Annotated in this window: 2 protein-coding genes; both read left to right on the top strand. The window is 72.8% G+C overall.

The window, feature by feature from the left end:
- The first annotated feature begins 156 nt into the window (after window positions 1-156).
- Complete coding sequence (locus GH736_RS20950; protein WP_159606760.1) at window positions 157-1,374, top strand: MFS transporter; 1,218 nt, start codon at window positions 157-159, stop codon at window positions 1,372-1,374.
- A 194-nt stretch (window positions 1,375-1,568) separates the two neighbouring features.
- Window positions 1,569-2,513, top strand: a complete 945-nt coding sequence (locus tag GH736_RS20945; protein WP_159606758.1) for a sugar-binding transcriptional regulator — start codon at window positions 1,569-1,571, stop codon at window positions 2,511-2,513.
- The last annotated feature ends 32 nt before the right edge of the window (window positions 2,514-2,545 follow it).

Below are 2,545 nucleotides of genomic sequence, written 5' to 3'. Positions count from 1 at the left end.
CGCCCGCGGCGCGCACGGCCTGCGCGATGGCGCGCAGCACGGTCGCGGTGGGCTCGCGGCGGTCGCTCGTGACGCCGCGCTCGTCGAAGCCGGAGCGCTGGCTGAGCGGGAGGTACCGGGCGAAGTCGGCCACGTCACCAGCCTAGACTCGGACGGGTGAAGCCGACCCAGCCCCGACCGCTCTGGGCCGGCCGGACGCTCGCGCTGCTGGGCATCGTGCTCGTCGCCTTCAACCTCCGCACGGCCGTCGCCTCGCTCTCGCCGATCCTGCACCAGCTCGAGCGCGACATCCAACTGAGCCCGGTGGCAGTCGGCCTGCTCGGCATGCTGCCGCCCCTCTGCTACGCGGTGTTCGGCATCATCACCCCGCTCATCACGAAGCGGTTCGACCTCGAGCCCACCCTCATCGTGGCGCTCGTCGCGCTGACGCTCGGCCTCGTCGGACGAGGGGTCGCGGGCGACGCCGTCTGGCTGATCGCCGCATCCACGCTCACGTTCGCGGCGATCGGGGTGGGCAACGTGCTGCTGCCGCCGCTCGTGAAGCGATACTTCCCCGATCGCGTGGGCCTCATGACCTCGCTGTACGTCACGGCGCTGTCGGTGAGCACGTTCGTGCCGCCGCTCGTCGCGGTCCCGGTGGCGGATGCCGCGGGTTGGCGGGTCTCGCTGGGGGAGTGGGGACTCGTGGCCGCGGTCGCGCTCATCCCGTGGATCGTGCTGCTGCTGCATCCGAACGGCCGCCGGCAGCCGGCACAGCCCGAGGAGCCGCAGCCCGGGCTGCTGCGCTACGCCCTGCGCTCGCCCCTCGCCTGGTCGCTCGCGGTGCTGTTCACGGTCGCCGGCTTCAATGCCTACGCCCTGTTCGCCTGGCTGCCGTCGATGCTCCACGACATCGCGGGCACGCCGCCGGCCGAGGCGGGAGCGCTGCTCTCGCTGTACGCCGCGATGGGCCTGCCCGCCGGTCTCGTCGTCCCGATCGTCGCCGCGCGCTTCGGTCGGGTGCGCCTGCTGGTCGGCATCGGCATCGGCTCGTTCGCGGCGGGCTATCTCGGGCTGCTGCTCGTGCCCGGCACCGCCACCTGGCTGTGGGTGGCCCTCGCCGGGGCGGGTCCGCTGTTCTTCCCGCTCTCGCTCGTGCTCATCAACCTGCGCAGCCGCACGCACGAGGGCGCGGTCGCGCTGTCGGGCTTCGTCCAGTCGGCGGGATACCTCATGGTCGCCGTCGGCCCGCTCGCCGTCGGTCTGCTCCACCAGGCGACGGGCGGTTGGGTCTGGCCGCTCATCCTGCTGCTCGTCGCGTCGACCGTGCCCGCCGTGATCTCCGGCGCGATGGCGGCGCGGCCCGGCTACTTCGAGGACGAGCGCGCGGCCTGAGTCCGTCGTCCCGTCGCCACCGCTCGCCGGTCACGGCGCCCGCCGGTGCGCCTCACGGTCGAGGCGATGCTCCCGGCCGAGCCCGCACGGCCGGCGCGCGGCATCCACTCGGCCTGCTCATATGAGCAGGATCGCCCGCGAGTGTTGCCGATGCGCACGCACGTGCCTACGCTGGAGGGGAGCGGAAGGACACTGTGGACGAGATCGACGAACTGCTCTCCATCCGGGCCGCAGAGCTCTACTACGAGGAGAACAAGACCCAGGACGAGATCGGGCAGGCGCTCCGGCTCACGCGCTGGAAGGTCGGGCGACTCCTCGCGCAGGCCAAGCAGCGCGGGTTCATCCGCATCGAGATCCTCCATCCGCGGGCACGCCGCCTCCCCATCGAGCGTCGCCTGCGCGACGAACGCGGCCTCACCGACGCCATCGTCGTCTCCACGGCAGGCGTGCAGACGCCTGAAGAGCTGCAGGAGCGCACCGCCCAGGCGGCCGCCGACTACCTGACCGCGCTCCGCCCCGTGCCGCGCACCCTCGGCGTGAGCTGGGGCCGCACCCTGTTCGAGCTCTCGCAGCACCTGCGCAACGGGTGGGCGACCGGTGTCAACGTCGTCCAGATCAACGGCGGAGTCAGCCTCAACCGCCGGCCGGGCACCGCGGCGGCCACGGCGGTCGGCATCGCCCAGAAGGGCGGCGGCAGCGCGACCCTGCTGCCCAGCCCCGCGATCCTCGAGCGTCTCGCCACGAAGGAGGCGATCGAGTCCGATCGCGTCGTCGCGGGCGTCATCGAGCTCGCCCGCTCGGCCGACGCCTACGTCTTCAGCGCGGGTGCCGCCGACCACAACTCCGTGCACGTCGAGAGCGGCTACCTCTCGGTGGCCGACGTCGACGTGCTCGTGCAGAAGGGCGCGGTCGGCGACGTCGTCGGGCGCTACATCGACTCCGACGGCAACATCGTCGACCCCGCCCTCGACGCGCGCACGGTCGGCCTCACGCTCGACGAGCTGCGGGCGGCGCCGCTCGCCATCGCCGTCATCGCCGGCAGCGCCAAGCATCCCGTCGCCGACGCCGTCGTACGCAGCGGCCTCTGCTCGGTCCTCGTCACCGACGAGGCCACCGCCCTCCATCTCCTCGACGGCTGAGTCGCCCGCGCGAGCACCGCCACACCGACACC

It is taken from the genome of Agromyces humi (genome assembly GCF_009720255.1).
Classification (GTDB): domain Bacteria; phylum Actinomycetota; class Actinomycetes; order Actinomycetales; family Microbacteriaceae; genus Agromyces; species Agromyces humi.
This window is presented reverse-complemented; position numbering and strand designations above follow the sequence as displayed.